This is a genomic window from Serratia sp. root2 (assembly GCF_031931805.1).
GTDB lineage: Bacteria > Pseudomonadota > Gammaproteobacteria > Enterobacterales > Enterobacteriaceae > Serratia > Serratia inhibens.
Genome location: NZ_JAUJXB010000006.1, coordinates 97,453 through 114,210, shown reverse-complemented (window position 1 = coordinate 114,210; position 16,758 = coordinate 97,453). Strand labels below are relative to the sequence as shown.

The window sequence follows — 16,758 nt, the reverse complement described above, 5'->3', positions numbered from 1 at the left end:
TGGGGCAAAATAACGCTTTACAGGTGCGAATGATAATGATTATTATTGCGATGCGTTCCGGGGAGAGCATCACCCTTTGATACTCTTCCTGCGAAGGCACGACATTGCTCACATTGCTTCCAGTGTTACTTAGCCAGCTCGGGTGCTGGCTTTTTTTTTGCCAGTTTTTTGCCCCTTGGCCTCTTCAACAACTCCGCTGAAAATGACCTCTCGACTCCATCTAATTTTTTGAACAGAGGGGTGAGTTTTTTACGCTTTCTTATTCTGCTGCCGGGACTAGACTGTAAAAAAACATTGAGGAGAGTTGAATATGATTTATCTACGTAAAGCAGAAGATCGCGGTCATGCCAATCACGGTTGGCTGGATAGCTGGCATACTTTCTCATTTGCCAACTACTACGATGCCGAGTTTATGGGGTTCTCGGCGCTGCGCGTGATCAACGAAGACGTGATCGACGCAGGGCAGGGGTTTGGCACTCACCCGCATAAAGACATGGAAATCCTGACCTACGTGCTGAGCGGTACGGTAGAACATCAGGACAGCATGGGCAACAAAGAGCAGATTCAGGCCGGTGAGTTCCAGATCATGAGTGCGGGCACCGGGGTGCGCCACTCTGAATACAACGGGAATAAGGATCGTCCGCTGCACCTGTATCAGATTTGGATTATTCCTGATCAGGTCGGGCTGGAGCCGCGTTATGAGCAACGTATGTTCGATGCGCCGCAGGGCCGCCAGTTAGTGCTGTCGCCGGATGCGCGCGAGGGTTCGCTGAAGGTGTTCCAGGATATGACTTTGTCACGCTGGGCGCTGAACAAAGGCGAGCAGTCGGCGTATCAGATTGAGGCGCAGCGCCGCGTTTGGATCCAGGTAGTACGCGGTAAAGTGGCGATCAACGGCCAACAGGCCGGTACCAGCGATGCTTTCGCGGTGTGGGATGAAGCCGAGTTGTCGATTCAGGCCGATGAAGACAGTGAAATCCTGCTGTTCGATCTGCCGCCGGTGTGATTAAGCGGTAAATTGTGATTAAGCGGTAAATATCAAGGGCTCACGCGGTGAGCCCTTTTTGCATTTCGCCCTCCGGCAACCAACAATATCGGCCCCGGTTTTTTTTTGCTAACATGAACGCCCTTTCACGGTTAGCCAGTTCATTGATAATGAAGAAAAAACGGCCGGTACTTCAAGATGTTGCAGACAAGGTTGGCGTGACCAAGATGACGGTGAGCCGTTATCTGCGTAATCCCGATCAGGTTTCTTTCGCCTTGCAGCAAAAAATTGCCGTCGCGCTTGATGAGCTGGGCTACATTCCCAACCGTGCGCCGGACATCCTTTCCAACTCGACCAGCCGCGCCATTGGCGTACTGCTGCCGTCGTTAACCAACCAGGTGTTTGCCGAAGTCTTGCGCGGTATCGAGAGCGTGACCGACGCGCATAACTACCAGACCATGCTCGCGCACTACGGCTATTTGCCGGAACGTGAAGAGCAGCGCCTGACTTCGCTGCTGTCTTACAATATCGACGGCTTGATCCTGTCCGAACGCCACCACACCCCGCGTACCCTGAAGATGATTGAGGTGGCGGGCATCCCGGTAGTGGAACTGATGGACTGCGTGTCGCCGTGCATTGATCTGGCGGTGGGCTTCAATAACTTCGAAGCCGCGCGCCAGATGACCCAGCAAATCATCGCTCGTGGCCACCGTCACGTGGTGTATTTCGGCGCCCGCCAGGATGAGCGCACCATTATCAAACAGCAGGGCTATGAGCAGGCAATGCGCGAGTCCGGTCTGGAGCCGTACAGCGTCATGACCGCGCGTTCGTCGTCCTATTCCGCCGGCGGCGAACTGCTGCGTCAGGCGCAGCGCGACTATCCGCAGATTGACAGTATCTTCTGCACCAACGATGACCTGGCGATTGGCGCCACCTTTGAGTGCCAGCGTCAAGGGTTGTCGATCCCCGATCAGATGGCGATTGCCGGCTTCCACGGCCACGATATCGGTCAGGTGATGGTGCCGAAACTGGCGAGCGTGCTGACGCCGCGTGAAAGGATGGGGCAAATCGGCGCCGAGCGTCTGCTGGCGCGGTTGCGGGGTGAAACCGTCTGCCCGCGCATGGTTGACGTGGGTTTCACCGTAATCCCCGGCGGCAGTATTTGATCGTTTCCAACTAATCCCATTTTGAACCACGCGCCGTTTGGCGCGTTTCACCTCCCGCCTGTTCGCTTGCCGCTTATTGCTGCCGTAAGTTTGATCTCTATCCCAGAACGCGAATTTTAGTCGTTTACCCGATTCCGGTCTTCGTGTTGTTACCGGTATCATGATACCGGTAACAACGAGGTCAATGACCGTGCAGGGGCGCAGCATGCCGCGGCCGCACGGAGCGGGGCGAGTAAATCGCCCCCTACAAGCAGGGACAGAACCTTTGACTCAGTACCACCTACAGCTCGCCTTCTGACACCGGGGAAGAGCCTGAAAATACAACAAGCGCACGCTTTACGGTCTAGGGTAAAGAGAGTCGCGATAAAAGGGTTGGAGAAAAATTATGCCATTAGTGATTGTTGCAGGCGGCGTAGCGTTGCTGCTGCTGCTGATGATTCGCTTTAAGCTGAACGGCTTTATCTCTCTGGTTTTAGTCGCACTGGCGGTGGGTATCGCACAGGGCATGCCGGTGGATAAAGTGATCGGCTCCATCAAGGCCGGCGTTGGCGGCACGCTGGGCAGCCTGGCATTGATCATGGGCTTTGGCGCCATGCTCGGCAAGTTGCTGGCGGACTGCGGCGGCGCTCAGCGCATCGCCACTACGCTGATCGACAAGTTCGGTAAAAAACACATTCAATGGGCGGTGGTGCTGACCGGTTTTACCGTCGGTTTCGCACTGTTCTATGAAGTCGGCTTCGTGCTGCTGCTGCCGTTGGTATTCAGCATCGCCGCCTCCGCGCGCGTTCCGTTGTTGTACGTTGGCGTGCCGATGGCGGCTGCGCTGTCGGTGACCCACGGTTTCCTGCCGCCGCACCCTGGCCCAACGGCGATCGCCACCATCTTCCATGCCGACATGGGGAAAACCCTGTTGTATGGCACGCTGCTGGCCATCCCGACGGTGATCCTGGCCGGCCCGGTCTACGCCCGCTTCCTGAAAGGCATCGACAAGCCGGTGCCGGAAGGCCTGTATAACCCGAAAATCTTCACCGAAGAAGAAATGCCAAGTTTTGGTATCAGCGTTGCCACTTCTCTGGTACCGGTGATCCTGATGGCACTGCGCGCAGTGGCCGAAATGGTGTTGCCGAAGGGGCATACGCTGCTGCGCTTTGCCGAGTTCTTCGGCGATCCGGTGATGGCGACGCTGATTGCGGTGCTGATCGCTATCTTCACCTTTGGTCTTAACCGTGGCCGCACCATGGATGAAGTGATGGGCACCATCACCGATTCAATCAAAATTATCGCCATGATGTTGTTGATCATCGGCGGTGGCGGCGCGTTCAAGCAGGTGCTGGTCGATAGCGGCGTAGAAAAATATATCGCCGGTTTGATGGAAGGCAGCAACGTATCGCCAATTCTGATGGCGTGGTCCATCGCCGCGGCGCTGCGTCTGGCGTTGGGTTCCGCCACCGTGGCGGCGATCACCGCCGGCGGCATCGTCGCCCCGCTGATTGCCACCACCGGCGTCAGCCCGGAGCTGATGGTGATCGCGGTCGGTTCGGGCAGCGTGATTTTCTCTCACGTCAACGATCCGGGGTTCTGGCTGTTCAAGGAGTATTTCAACCTGAGCATTATGGAAACCCTCAAATCCTGGTCGGTGCTGGAAACCATCATCTCGGTCTGCGGGCTGGTGGGCTGTCTGCTGCTGGCGACGGTCGTATAATTTAGCGGTTATCTTTCAGGCTGCGGCCGCCTGGCTGCAGCTTGAAATTCATAGGATATCCTGAGGCTATCGGGTGCTCTGCGCGGCACCGGGCATCATTTTGAGTTTGGGGCGCATTGGGCGGTGCAATTCACCGCACAAACCTGCGTGAGTCCCCATAAGGGCATGAGATTATGAGCAATCCGCAACACCACGTATTTATTTTGATGGGCGTTTCAGGCAGCGGTAAATCCGCCGTCGCCAGCGACGTTGCCCACCAGGCCCATGCCGCGATGCTGGATGGCGACTACCTGCACCCGCGCGCCAATATCAACAAAATGGCGTCCGGGCACGCGCTGGACGACACCGATCGCGCTCCGTGGCTGACGGCATTGAACGACGCCATTTTCGCTATGCAGCGCACCAATGACGTGTCGCTGCTGGTGTGTTCGGCGCTGAAAAAAAGCTACCGCGATCGGCTGCGCGAGGGCAACAGCAACCTGCATTTTATCTATCTGAAAGGGGATAAGGCGGTGATTGAAGAGCGTTTGAAACAGCGTAAGGGGCATTTCTTCAAGCCGCAGATGCTGGTTTCTCAGTTCGCGACGCTTGAAGAGCCGGACGCTCAGGAGCAGGACGTGTGGGCGATTGACATCAATCAGCCGTTGGATGGCGTGGTCGCCGATACTTTGGCTTATATTCGCAGTGTGGCAGCCCCGCAATAACCGGCTGCGTCATGATACCGGCGCCGCCAGGCGCCAGTATGTTCACTACAACTTCATGTAAGCCCGCACGCCGTCCAGGAACATCTGGGTCGACAGCATCACCAGAATCAACCCCATCAGCCTTTCCAGCGCGCTGACTCCTTTACTGCCCAGCAGGCGCAGGAACAGGTTCGACATCAGCAATATCGCGGCGGAAATGCCCCAGGCAATCAACAGGGCTACCACCAGATGCGAAATCTGGTTCGGGTACTGGTGCGAGAGCAGCATCAGTGCCGCCAAAATCGAAGGCCCTGCCACCAACGGGATCGCCAGCGGCACCAGGAAAGGTTCTTCACCGGCGGAAAGCCCGCTGCTGTTGCCCTCCTGCGAGGGGAAAATCATCTTGATGGCGATCAGGAACAGGATAATCCCGCCAGAAATGGACACGGTCTCGGTACGCAGGTTGAGGAACGCCAGGATTTTTTCGCCGGCAAACAGGAAAATCAGCATCAGCAGCAGGGCGATCAGCAGTTCGCGAATCAATACCATCCGCCGGCGGCGCGGTTCCAGGTGCTTGAGCACCGACATGAAAATCGGCAGGTTGCCCAGCGGATCCATGATTAAAAACAGCAATACCGTGACTGAAATCATCTCTGTCATCATTACCTCGAAATCTGAAAAACGCGCCGGCCAACCCGACCGCGTGATAACCCATACCCTATGGCTTTCAAGTTGCAGCCGGGTGATCCAGCTTGCTTATGCCCAGGTATTGTAGGGGCAGTTGCATGCTGCGCCCGCATTAATCGGGCGGTAACCCAATGCAGGTAACAAGGCTGCGGCTTGTAAGACGACGGGTGTATAAGAAGCATTGCTGAGAATCGCTCACCCATCGAATAAATTCACTTTGCGCCCGCGCCGACATTTTGTAAGGTGGGGAGATATTGCACACAACTCTAAGTAGTCATCCTCCAAGGCAGGACAGTTATTATGAAAAACGTTGGTTTCATCGGTTGGCGCGGAATGGTCGGCTCCGTCCTCATGCAACGCATGACGGAAGAGCGCGACTTCGACGCCATTCGCCCGGTCTTTTTCTCCACTTCGCAGCACGGTTCCGCGGCGCCGGCATTCGGCGGCCAGCAGGGCACGTTGCAAGATGCTTACGATGTTGACGCACTGAGCGCGCTCGACATTATTATTACCTGCCAGGGCGGCGATTATACCAATGAAATCTACCCTAAGCTGCGTGAAAGCGGCTGGCAGGGGTACTGGATTGACGCAGCATCTTCTCTGCGCATGGGGGATGACGCGATTATCATCCTGGATCCGGTCAACCACGCGGTGATTCAGCAGGGCCTGGATAAAGGCATCAAGACCTTTGTTGGCGGTAACTGCACCGTCAGCCTGATGCTGATGTCGCTCGGCGGCCTGTTCGCCAACGATCTGGTTGAGTGGGCTTCGGTATCCACCTATCAGGCAGCTTCCGGCGGTGGCGCGCGCCACATGCGCGAACTGCTGACCCAAATGGGCATGCTGCATGCCGACGTGGCGAAAGAGCTGCAGGACCCGGCTTCGGCCATTTTGGATATCGAACGTAAAGTGACTGCGGCCACCCGCAGCGGCAAACTGCCGACCGATAACTTCGGCGTGCCGCTGGCCGGTAGCCTGATCCCGTGGATCGACAAACAGCTCGATAACGGCCAGAGCCGCGAAGAGTGGAAAGGCCAGGCGGAAACCAACAAGATTCTGAACACCTCCAGCGTGATCCCGGTTGACGGTCTGTGCGTGCGTGTCGGTGCGCTGCGCTGCCATAGCCAGGCGTTCACCCTGAAGCTGAAAAAAGACGTTTCACTGCCGGAAATCGAACAGATGCTGGCGACCCACAATGACTGGGTGCGGGTGATCCCGAACGACCGTGAGCTGACCATGCGTGAGTTGACGCCGGCTGCGGTAACCGGAACGCTGAACACGCCGGTCGGTCGCTTGCGCAAGCTGAATATGGGGCCGGAATACCTGTCTGCGTTCACCGTGGGTGACCAACTGCTGTGGGGCGCGGCAGAGCCGCTGCGCCGTATGCTGCGCATCCTGCTGTAAACCTGAACTGAACTTCCCGGGGGCTGGCCTCTTTCAGCCCCCCAAAGCCTTATTTTCCGCTTTTACCCCGTTTTGGCGCGCATGGACGAAGTCGCTGCCAGGGGAAAGGCGCGCACCGATAACCGGTCTTCCTTCCGTCAAGCAGTAGCGCAACGGCGCTGCGGGCTGGCAGTTTTCTTAATGAATGATTTTCCATGCTAATACGGCACTGCTTTTGACAGACATTGGCTATGCTTAAAGCGTTGGCGACTGAATTTTCACCAACGCTGAAAAGACGACTAAAAATAAGCATAAAGAGCGGAAATTCAGGTCGGCAAGCTGAAAATTGATCAATAACCGACCGCAATCACGCTTTAGATACCGAATGAATTGCATGATAACCAAAACGGCTATGGATTAATCATTTACCCAATGGATGTCAACTCGCGGCCTGCAAGGCGGCGGTCTGGACGGTGATGGGTAGACGCAGCCTCTTATAAATCATGCTCTTAATCTAAGGAAGAAGTCTATGCCTGTACTTCCCGATCGTGACGTGATTGATCAGCTTTTCTCCGGCAATTTTGCCGATCCTTTCTCCCTGCTGGGTATGCATGCGGTCGATAATGGCCTGCAGGTGCGTGCGCTGTTGCCTGACGCCAGCGAAGTCTGGTTGCTGGAGCGGCAAACCGGCAAACGGGTGGTGCAGCTGGCCTGCGACGATGCCCGTGGCTTTTTCAGCGCTACCGTTCCGCGTCGGAAAACCCCCTTCCGGTATCAACTGGAGGTCCGCTGGCAAAATCACCAGCAGATCGTCGACGATCCCTACCGTTTTGGCACCTTGTTACAGGATATCGACGGCTGGCTGTTGGCGGAGGGCACCCATCTGCGGCCGTATGAGCGGCTGGGGGCGCATCTCGCTACGCTTGACGAGGTAGAAGGCGTCAGCTTTGCCGTCTGGGCGCCCAATGCCCAGCGCGTTTCGGTGGTGGGAGAATTCAACTTCTGGGACGGTCGTCGCCACCCAATGCGCCTGCGCCGTGAAAACGGTATCTGGGAGCTGTTCCTGCCAGGGGTGAAAGCCGGGCAACTGTACAAATACGAAATCATCGACTGTTATGGCAATACCCAGCTGAAGGCCGACCCTTACGCTTTCGAAGCGCAGATGCGCCCGGATACGGCATCCCTGGTGACGCCGCTGCCGGAGGTGGTGGCAAATACCCCGGCACGCCAACGCGCCAACGATTTTGATCGGCCAATCTCTATCTACGAAGTGCATCTGGGTTCGTGGCGGCGCCACACCGACGATAATTTCTGGCTCAGCTATGGCGAGCTGGCGGAGCAATTAATCAATTACGTCAAAGATATGGGGTTCACCCATATTGAACTGCTGCCGATTAACGAGCACCCCTTCGACGGCAGTTGGGGTTATCAGCCCTTGGGGCTCTACGCCCCGACCCGGCGTTTCGGCACCCCGGCCGATTTTAAAGCCTTTGTGGCGGCGGCGCACCGGGCCGGCATCAATGTGATCCTGGATTGGGTGCCGGGGCATTTCCCCAGCGACGCCTACGGTTTGGCGAATTTCGACGGCACCGCGCTGTATGAATACGCCGACCCGCGCGAGGGCTTCCACCAGGACTGGAATACCCTGATTTACAACTATGGCCGCAATGAGGTGCGCAACTATCTGGCGGGCAATGCCCTTTACTGGATGGAACGTTACGGTATCGACGCTCTGCGCGTCGATGCCGTGGCTTCGATGATCTACCGTGATTACAGCCGCGCCGAAGGCGAGTGGGTGCCGAATTATTACGGCGGCAACGAAAACCTGGAGGCCATCGCCTTCCTGCGCTACACCAATCAGACCGTCGGCAAGGAGCGGCCCGGCGCGGTGACGCTGGCGGAGGAATCCACCGATTACCCGGGGGTCACGCTACCGCCGGATGCCAATGGGTTGGGGTTCCACTACAAATGGAACCTGGGCTGGATGCACGACACGCTCAACTACATGCAGTGCGATCCGGTACACCGCAAATACCATCACAATCAGATGACCTTCGGCATGCTGTATGCCTACACCGAGAACTTCGTGCTGCCGATTTCTCATGACGAAGTGGTGCACGGCAAAAAATCGATTCTCGATCGCATGCCCGGCGACGCCTGGCAGAAGTTCGCCAACCTGCGGGCTTATTACGGTTTTATGTGGGCGCATCCGGGCAAAAAGCTGCTGTTTATGGGCTGTGAGTTTGCCCAGGGGCGCGAATGGAATTTCGATACCAGCCTCGACTGGCATCTGCTGGAAGGCCTGGACGGCTGGCATCACGGCGTGCAGCGGCTGGTGCGCGATCTCAACCACTGCTATCAGCAGCAAGCGCCGTTGTATGAGCGTGACTACCGCCCGGACGGCTTTGAATGGCTGGTGGTGGATGACCACGACAACTCGGTATTTGCCTTTGCCCGTTACGATTCGCAGGGCAACGAGTTGATCGCCGTCAGCAACTTTACCCCGGTGCCGCGCCATCACTACCGCATCGGTATCTCCCGCCCCGGCGAGTATCGGGAAATCCTTAATACCGACTCGCACCATTATCACGGCAGCAATACCGGCAACCAGGGCCGCGTGGTGTCGGAACCGGTCGGCAACCACGGTCGCGAGCATTCGATTAGCGTGACCGTACCGCCGCTGGCGACGATCTACCTGCTGCGGGAGGCGCAATGACTGAGCTGACGCCCGGTATCGCCGCGCCTCTCGGGGCGCATTATGACGGTAGCGGCATCAACTTTACCCTGTTTTCCGCCCACGCCACCGGCGTGGAGCTGTGCCTGTTTGATGGGCAACAGCGCGAGGTGCGTCTGCCGCTGCCGGCGCGCAGCGGCGATATCTGGCACGGCTATCTGCCGGGCGGCAAACCGGGCCAGCGTTACGGCTACCGGGTGCACGGCCCGTTTGATTCCGCGCAAGGGCTGCGGTTTAACCCTAACAAGCTGCTGCTGGATCCCGCCGCCCGTGCGGTTGAGGGGCCGGTGGCGGACGATCTGGAGTTGCATGGCGGCTACGACCGACCGGACCCGCAGGACAGCGCGGAAGTGATGCCGAAGTGCGTGGTCATCGACGAAGCCTACGATTGGCAGGGGGATCGCCCGCCGGCCACGCCGTGGGGCCAAACGGTGATCTACGAAGCGCACGTGCGCGGCCTGACGCTACTGCACCCGGATATCCCGCCGGTGCTGCGCGGCAGTTTCGCCGCGCTCGGTCATCCGGTGATGATCGCCCATTTCAAGCGCCTCGGCATCACGGCGCTGGAACTGCTGCCGGTGCAGCAGCATAGCTCCGAGCCGCGTCTGCAGCGCCTCGGGCTGATTAACTACTGGGGATATAACGTGCTGGCGCCCTATGCGCCGGATAACCGTTATTGCAGCCTGCGCACCGACATGACGCCGCTGCGCGAATTCCGCGATGCGGTGAAGGCGCTGCATAAGGCCGGTATCGAGGTGATCCTCGACGTGGTGTTCAACCACAGCGCCGAGCTGGACATGGACGGGCCGACGCTGTCGCTGCGCGGCATCGATAACCCGGGGTATTACTGGCTTACCCCGGACGGGGGATACGTTAACGATACCGGCTGCGGCAATACGCTGCGGTTGGATCAACCGCAGGGCGTGGCCTGGGTGATGGACTGCCTGCGCTTCTGGGTGGGCGAATGCCATGTCGACGGTTTTCGCTTCGATCTGGGCAGCGTGCTGGGCCGTACCCCGGCGTTCGATCGCGATGCGCCGCTGTTCCAGGCGATGCTGGCGGACGATCTGCTGTCGCGCTGCAAGCTGATCGCCGAGCCGTGGGACATTGGCCCCGGCGGTTATCAGGTGGGCGCTTTTCCGGGGCGCTTCGCCGAGTGGAATGATCATTACCGGGATGATATGCGCCGCTTTTGGCTGCAGGGCGATGTGTCGCTGGGTCAGTTTGCCCAACGCTTTGCCGGCTCCAGCGATTTGTTCAACCAACGCGGGCGTGCGCCGTACGCCAGCATCAACATGCTGACCGCTCATGACGGGTTTACCCTGCAGGATCTGGTCAGTTTTAACCGTAAGCACAACCAGCTTAACGGCGAAGGCAACCGTGACGGCAGCGACCATAATTTCAGCAACAATCACGGTGTTGAAGGGCCGATTGCCGACGACGCCATTGTGCAACGCCGCAGGGCCAGCCGGCAGGCGCTGCTTGCCACGTTGTTGCTGTCCCAGGGGACGCCGATGCTGCTGGCCGGCGATGAGCATGGACACAGCCAGCAGGGGAACAACAATGCCTATTGTCAGGACAATGCCATCACCTGGCTCGACTGGGCCAAGGCGGATGACTCGCTCACCGTTTATACCGCAGCGCTGATTCACCTGCGTCGGCAGATCCCCGCCCTGCAGCAAGACCGTTGGTGGCAGGAGGGTGACGGCAGCGTGCAGTGGCTGAACGCGCAAGGGCAGCCGCCCGCCGCGCAGGAATGGGAGCAGGGAGGCTTGCAATTGCAGATCCGCCTGTCGCAGCGCTGGCTGGTGGTGGTTAACGCCACGCCGCAGGCGGCGGAGATGACGTTGCCTGCGGGCGATTGGCAGGTTGTCGCCCCCTTTACTCAGGAAGGACCGCGGGCGGTTTTACCCGCCTGGAACCAGGCTGCGCACTCGATTTGCGTGCTGGTACAGAAATAATAAAAGGAGTCAGCTATGGTTAGGTTTGAAAATAAAGACCCCCTGATGTTGGCGCGCCAACTGCCGATTAAGTCCGTTGCTCTGATTCTGGCCGGCGGCCGCGGTTCGCGCTTGAAAGATTTAACCTCAACCCGCGCCAAGCCTGCCGTCCATTTTGGCGGTAAGTTCCGCATCATCGATTTTGCCCTGTCGAACTGCCTGAACTCGGGCATCCGCCGCATCGGCGTGATCACCCAGTATCAGTCCCATACCCTGGTGCAACATATTCAGCGTGGCTGGTCGTTCCTCAATGAAGAGATGAACGAATTTGTCGATCTGCTGCCGGCCCAGCAACGCCTCAGTACCGAGCACTGGTACAAGGGCACGGCGGACGCGGTATACCAGAACCTGGATATTATCCGCCGCTACGATGCCGAGTATGTGGTGATCCTGGCGGGCGATCACATCTACAAGATGGATTACTCGCGCATGCTGATCGACCACGTCGAAAAGGGCGCGCAATGTACGGTGGCCTGCTTGCCGGTGCCGCGCGATGAGGCCAGCGAGTTCGGCGTGATGGAAGTGGATGAGAACGATTTGATCCTCGAGTTCCTGGAAAAACCGAGCAATCCGCCGCCAATGCCGGGTAACCCGGAAATGTCGCTGGCGAGCATGGGGATCTATATCTTTAACGCCGACTATCTGTTCCAACTGCTGGAAGAGGATATGTCGACCCCCGGCTCCACCCATGATTTCGGCAAGGATCTGATCCCGAAAATCACCGCTCAGAAAGCGGCGTGGGCGCACCCGTTCACGCTCTCTTGCGTCACCTCCAACCCCGATCTGCCGCCGTACTGGCGCGATGTGGGCACGCTGGAAGCCTACTGGCGCGCCAATCTCGATCTGGCCTCGGTGACGCCGGAGCTGGACATGTATGACCGTGCCTGGCCGATTCGTACCCATATGGAGCCGTTGCCGCCGGCCAAGTTCGTGCAGGACCGCTCCGGCAGCCACGGCATGACCATGAATTCGCTGGTGTCCGGCGGCTGCATCGTCTCCGGTTCGGTGGTGGTGCATTCGGTGCTGTTCCCGCGGGTGCGGGTGAACTCGTTTTGCACCATCGACTCTACCGTATTGCTGCCGGACGTAAACGTCGGCCGCTCTTGCCGCCTGCGGCGCTGCATCATTGACCGCGCCTGCCATATTCCCGAGGGCATGGTGATTGGCGAAAACGCCGATGAGGACAGCAAGCGCTTTTATCGCTCGGAAGGCGGCATTGTGCTGGTGACGCGCGAAATGCTGTCAAAGTTGTGAGTTAAGGTTGTCGGCGGAACGATGATACCGCCGCCTTGTGAATGGACTGATGGCTTGCAAAACGCGGAACTTACAACAGCGGCAAGCCTGCTTCTTTGCCGACTTCAGGAGTGATAATGCAGGTTTTACACGTATGTTCTGAAATGTTCCCCCTGCTGAAAACCGGGGGGCTCGCAGACGTGGTTGGCGCATTACCGGCGGCTCAAATTGCCGAGGGCGGCGACGTTCGGGTGCTATTGCCCGCTTTTCCTGACGTGCGTAATGGTATACCGGACTCCGTGCTGGTGGCGGAAATCGATTCGTTCGCCGGCCGGGTCGGCCTGCGCTACGGTACCTATCATGGCGTGGGCATCTACCTGATTGACGCCCCCTGGCTGTACGACCGGCCGGGCAGCCCCTATCACGACCAGTCGATGAATGCCTATTCCGACAACCACCGGCGCTTTGCCCTGTTGGGCTGGATTGCCTGCGAGTTGGCCAAGGGGCTGGACCGCTACTGGCGGCCGCAGGTGGTGCACGCCCATGACTGGCATGCCGGCCTGGCCTGCGCCTATCTGGCGGCCAATGGCCACCCGGCGCGTTCGATTTTCACCGTGCACAACCTGGCCTATCAAGGGCTGTTCTCCGCCCATCACGTGGCTGAATTGTGGCTGCCGCCCTCGTTTTACAACGTTTACGGCCTGGAGTTTTACGGCCAGATGTCGTTCCTGAAAGCCGGGCTGTATTACGCCGACCATATCACCGCCGTCAGCCCGACCTACGCGCGGGAAATCACCCGGCCGGAGTTTGGCTACGGCATGGAAGGGTTGCTGCAGGAACGCCAGCGGCAGGGGCGGCTGAGCGGCATTCTCAATGGCGTGGATGAGAAGATTTGGGATCCGTCCCATGATCCGCGATTGACCGCCCGCTACGATGCCGAGGATCTGAAGAACAAGACCAAGAACAAGCTGCACCTGCAAAAAGCGATGGGCCTGAAGGTAGACGAGTCGCTGCCGGTGTTTGCGGTGGTGAGCCGCCTGACCAGCCAGAAGGGGCTGGATTTGGTATTGGAAGCGCTGCCGGCCTTGCTCGAGCAGGGGGGCCAACTGGCGCTGTTGGGGGCCGGCGATGCGGTGTTGCAGCAGGCGTTTCTGGCCGCCGCCGCTGATTACCCGGAACAGGTTGGCGTACAGATTGGCTACCACGAGGCATTCTCGCACCGGATTATCGGCGGGGCCGATGTGATCATGGTGCCGAGCCGTTTCGAACCTTGCGGGCTGACCCAGCTCTATGGCCTGAAATACGGCACGTTGCCGTTGGTGCGCCGCACCGGCGGGCTGGCGGACACGGTGGTGGATTGCGCGCTGGAGAATCTGGCCGACGGCACTGCCAGCGGATTTGTATTTGATGATTGTGATGCCGCCGCACTGGGCAACGCCATCCGGCGCGCCATGGTGCTGTGGAGCAGGCCAAAGCATTGGCGTCACGTACAGCGCCACGCCATGAGCGTGGATTTTGGCTGGCAGATAGCGGCAAAGGCTTATCTGTCACTTTATTCCCGTCATATTTGACGTTGCCTCTGTGTTGGCTGCACTCACTTACCCGAGTCACTTACGGAAGTAAGCCCATCGGGATAAGTTCCGTTGCCGCCTTGATGCAACGCCAATTATTTTGGGTATATCAACGCTTATTGTAACAACTCACTTGGGATCGCTATGACTACACCGATTAGTTACACCTCACCCACGGTCAGTGTTGAAGCGCTGAAACATTCCATCGCCTATAAGCTGATGTTTATTGTCGGCAAGGATCCGGCTATCGCCAACCAGCATGACTGGCTTAACGCCGTGCTGTTTGCGGTGCGTGACCGCATGGTGGAACGCTGGCTGCGCTCCAACCGCGCCCAGCTTTCCCAGGACGTGCGGCAGGTCTATTACCTGTCGATGGAGTTCTTGCTCGGGCGCACGCTCTCCAACGCGCTGTTGTCGATGGGGATTTACCAGGATATCGACGACGCGTTGAATGAAATGGGGCTGAGCCTCGGTGAATTGCTGGAGGAAGAAAACGATCCGGGGTTGGGCAATGGCGGCCTGGGGCGGCTGGCGGCCTGTTTCCTCGATTCGCTGGCGACGCTGGCGCTGCCGGGGCGCGGCTACGGCATCCGCTACGAATACGGCATGTTCAAGCAGAACATCGTTAACGGCCAGCAAATGGAGTCCCCGGACTACTGGCTGGAATACGGCAACCCGTGGGAGTTCCCGCGCCACAACACCCGTTATAAGGTGCGCTTTGGCGGGCGAATTCAGCAAGAAGGCGCCAAGGCGCGCTGGCTGGAAACCGAAGAGGTGATCGCCATCGCTTACGATCAGGTGATCCCCGGTTTTGATACCGACGCCACCAACACGCTGCGGCTGTGGAGCGCCCAGGCCAGTAACGAAATCAACCTCGGTAAATTCAATCAGGGCGATTATTTCGCGGCGGTTGAGGATAAAAACCACTCGGAGAACGTATCGCGCGTGCTGTACCCGGACGACTCCACCTATTCCGGGCGCGAACTTCGCCTGCGGCAGGAGTATTTCCTGGTGTCGGCCACGGTGCAGGATATCCTCAACCGCCACTGGACGATGCATAAAACCTTCGACAATCTGGCGGACAAGATTGCCATTCACCTGAATGACACCCACCCGGTGCTGTCTATCCCCGAACTGATGCATCGGTTGATCGACGATCACAAGTTCAGTTGGCTCGATGCCTGGGCCGTGGTGGAGCAGGTATTCTCCTACACCAACCACACGCTGATGAGCGAAGCGCTGGAAACCTGGCCGCTGGACATGATCGGCCGGATCCTGCCACGTCACTTGCAGTTGATCTTCGAGATCAACGATCACTTCCTCAAGCATGTGCAGGAAGTGGTGCCGGGCGACAACGAGCTGCTGGCGCGGGTGTCGATCATTGACGAGACCAACGGTCGTCGGGTGCGCATGGCGTGGCTGGCGGTGGTGGCCAGCCACAAGGTGAACGGGGTTTCCGCACTGCATTCCGAGCTGATGGTGCAGTCGCTGTTTGCCGACTTCGCGCGTATTTTCCCCGATCGTTTCTGCAACAAAACCAACGGGGTCACGCCGCGCCGCTGGCTGGGGTTGGCCAACCGGCCGCTTTCCGCCGTGCTGGACGACAGCATCGGCCAGACCTGGCGCACCGATCTCAGCCAACTGAGCGAGATCAAAGCCAACATCGATTTCCCCAGCTTCCTGCAAGCGGTTCAGGCTGCCAAACGGCAAAACAAGGAGCGGTTGGCGAAGTACATCGCCAAAACCCTGAATGTGGTGGTCAACCCGGATGCGTTGTTCGATGTGCAGATCAAACGCATTCATGAATACAAACGGCAACTGCTTAACGTCCTGCACGTGATCACGCTATATAACCGCCTGTTGCAGGATCCGGAAACCGAACGCGTGCCGAGGGTGGTGATCTTCGCCGGCAAGGCGGCCTCGGCCTACTACGCGGCGAAGCAGATCATCCGCCTGATTAACGACGTGGCGAAGGTGATCAACAACGATCCGCGCGTGCATACCCAGTTGAAGGTGGTATTTATCCCGAACTACGGCGTCAGTCTGGCGCAGATGATCATTCCGGCGGCGGATCTTTCCGAGCAGATCTCGCTGGCGGGCACCGAGGCGTCGGGCACCAGCAACATGAAATTTGCCCTTAACGGCGCGCTGACCATCGGCACGCTGGACGGTGCCAACGTAGAGATGCTGGAGCACGTGGGTGAAGAGAACATCTTTATCTTCGGCAATACCGCCGAGCAGGTGGAGGAGCTGCGCCGCAACGGCTACAACCCGCATCTGTACTATGAGCAGGATCCCGAACTGCATCAGGCGCTGACCCAGATCGCCACCGGCGTATTCAGCCCGGAGGAGCCAAAGCGCTACAGCAACCTGTTTGATTCGCTGGTGAATTTGGGCGATCACTACCAGCTGCTGGCCGATTACCGCAGCTATGTGGATACGCAGGACAAGGTGGATGAGGTATATCGCAATCAAGATGACTGGACGCGGCGGGCGATATTGAATATCGCCAATATGGGCTACTTCTCTTCCGACCGCACCATTCAGGAATACGCGGACGAAATCTGGCACATCAAGCCGATCAAGCTGTAATAAAAAAGGGCCGGATATCCGG

General features: G+C 58.3%; 11 protein-coding genes. 10 read left to right on the top strand and 1 reads right to left on the bottom strand.

What is annotated here, in order from left to right:
• The first annotated feature begins 310 nt into the window (after positions 1-310).
• The 4 genes from QZQ97_RS21335 to gntK all read left to right on the top strand — a co-directional run bounded on the left by QZQ97_RS21335 (position 311) and on the right by gntK (position 4,557).
• Complete coding sequence (locus tag QZQ97_RS21335; RefSeq protein WP_311995064.1) at positions 311-1,006, top strand: pirin family protein; 696 nt, start codon at positions 311-313, stop codon at positions 1,004-1,006.
• 149 nt (positions 1,007-1,155) lie between these two features.
• Entirely contained in the window at positions 1,156-2,151 is a 996-nt protein-coding gene (gene gntR, locus QZQ97_RS21330) for a gluconate operon transcriptional repressor GntR (protein ID WP_311995063.1), read from the top strand.
• 385 nt (positions 2,152-2,536) lie between these two features.
• Positions 2,537-3,853, top strand: coding sequence for a gluconate transporter (gene gntT / locus QZQ97_RS21325; protein ID WP_004951440.1), 1,317 nt, complete (start codon positions 2,537-2,539; stop codon positions 3,851-3,853).
• A gap of 173 nt (positions 3,854-4,026) precedes the next feature.
• Positions 4,027-4,557 (top strand): gluconokinase, encoded by a 531-nt coding sequence (gntK, locus tag QZQ97_RS21320; RefSeq protein WP_311995062.1) that lies wholly within the window; start codon positions 4,027-4,029, stop codon positions 4,555-4,557.
• A gap of 45 nt (positions 4,558-4,602) precedes the next feature.
• On the opposite strand, the gene QZQ97_RS21315 is transcribed toward gntK, so the two are convergent.
• Positions 4,603-5,196: a YhgN family NAAT transporter gene (locus QZQ97_RS21315; RefSeq protein WP_004951434.1), complete on the bottom strand. Its 594-nt coding sequence runs from the start codon at positions 5,194-5,196 to the stop codon at positions 4,603-4,605.
• Positions 5,197-5,523: 327 nt separating this feature from the next.
• Here QZQ97_RS21315 and asd point away from each other — a divergent pair, with 327 nt between their 5' ends.
• From asd to glgP, 6 genes are all read left to right on the top strand, one after another.
• The gene (gene asd, locus QZQ97_RS21310; RefSeq protein WP_065506727.1) at positions 5,524-6,627 is read left to right on the top strand and encodes an aspartate-semialdehyde dehydrogenase; all 1,104 of its coding nucleotides are present in this window, start codon (positions 5,524-5,526) and stop codon (positions 6,625-6,627) included.
• 508 nt (positions 6,628-7,135) lie between these two features.
• The gene (gene glgB / locus QZQ97_RS21305; protein ID WP_311995061.1) at positions 7,136-9,322 is read left to right on the top strand and encodes a 1,4-alpha-glucan branching enzyme; all 2,187 of its coding nucleotides are present in this window, start codon (positions 7,136-7,138) and stop codon (positions 9,320-9,322) included.
• On the top strand, positions 9,319-11,301 hold the full coding sequence (gene glgX / locus QZQ97_RS21300; RefSeq protein WP_311995060.1) for a glycogen debranching protein GlgX: 1,983 nt from the start codon (positions 9,319-9,321) through the stop codon (positions 11,299-11,301). Before glgB ends, glgX begins: the two co-directional genes overlap by 4 nt.
• Positions 11,302-11,316: 15 nt before the next feature.
• Positions 11,317-12,594, top strand: coding sequence for a glucose-1-phosphate adenylyltransferase (gene glgC / locus QZQ97_RS21295; RefSeq protein ID WP_004951423.1), 1,278 nt, complete (start codon positions 11,317-11,319; stop codon positions 12,592-12,594).
• Between the two features lie 116 nt (positions 12,595-12,710).
• Complete coding sequence (gene glgA, locus QZQ97_RS21290) at positions 12,711-14,144, top strand: glycogen synthase GlgA (RefSeq protein ID WP_311995059.1); 1,434 nt, start codon at positions 12,711-12,713, stop codon at positions 14,142-14,144.
• 144 nt (positions 14,145-14,288) lie between these two features.
• Positions 14,289-16,736, top strand: a complete 2,448-nt coding sequence (gene glgP / locus QZQ97_RS21285) for a glycogen phosphorylase (protein ID WP_311995058.1) — start codon at positions 14,289-14,291, stop codon at positions 16,734-16,736.
• The last annotated feature ends 22 nt before the right edge of the window (positions 16,737-16,758 follow it).